Origin of the sequence: Paracoccus angustae, assembly GCF_042648745.1 — a bacterium.
GTDB lineage: Bacteria > Pseudomonadota > Alphaproteobacteria > Rhodobacterales > Rhodobacteraceae > Paracoccus > Paracoccus angustae.
Window position 1 is genome coordinate 1 of record NZ_JBHRXY010000122.1, and the last position, 892, is coordinate 892.

1 protein-coding gene is annotated in these 892 nt (G+C 56.8%); it reads right to left on the minus strand.

The window, feature by feature from the left end:
- Positions 1-185: 185 nt before the first annotated feature.
- Positions 186-892, minus strand: a 707-nt coding sequence (locus tag ACFOM8_RS23030) for a S24 family peptidase (protein WP_377764688.1), incomplete at its 5' end; no start/stop codon positions are given.

An 892-nucleotide genomic window follows, 5' to 3' on the forward strand; every position in this document is an offset into this window, starting at 1 on the left:
CGGGGTAGAGCAGCCCGGTAGCTCGTCAGGCTCATAACCTGAAGGTCGTAGGTTCAAATCCTACCCCCGCAACCAAAATACTTCGCGTTTCCAAAGGCTTAAACATCGCCCTTCAGGGCGGCGTTTGCGTTTCCAATACCCGTGGAAGCACAGTGGAAGCAAGAGGGGACGGGATTCCACGTATCTCACGACTCTTCAAAAAGCACGACTGCTACTGCCAGAAGATCTGTGAGCTTCGGATATCCGCTCCCGCTCAACGACAGCAACTCGGACGAAGTCGATCCAGCCGAGTTGGCGCTCTCCAAAATAATCAGATCGTCGCGTCGCCGCAGCCTCTTGAAGTACTTGGCGCCGTTTTCGTCTATTGCGATCACAAGGCGCCCCTCAGAACCCCTCAGCGTCCCTTCGTTGATCGTCGTCATGCGCGTGATGACGTATTGGCCATCGAGTGCGATCGGCTCCATACTTCGCCCTGCGACCTTCAGGAGCCGGGAACCGTCGAGTGCTGTGCTGGTTAGAGCAACATCATCCAGTGGGCTGATTTCACCCGCAGCGCTGACCGCTCGCGCGCGCGACGACAGGAAAAGCGTACCATTGATCTTCCGCATGGGAAGCTTGTCGATCGGGGCGATGACTGGTTCAGGGAGAGCATATGGGTTCGTCGCTTGGCCTGTTAGGACAGCCATTCCAGTTTGTTCATCGGAGAGATTGAGCCGACGCGCGATGAATCGGTCGCCGTAGGCCGCCACAACGAGATTCCGAGCGTTGGGTACACCGTAGTTCTTAACCAGAACGACATCCCCGATAGCCGCGACTGAACTGGCCCCCCTTTCGACCGGACACCAGGCATAACCATGGAGGCTTAGGCACATGCCTAAGCACGTGCTTATGT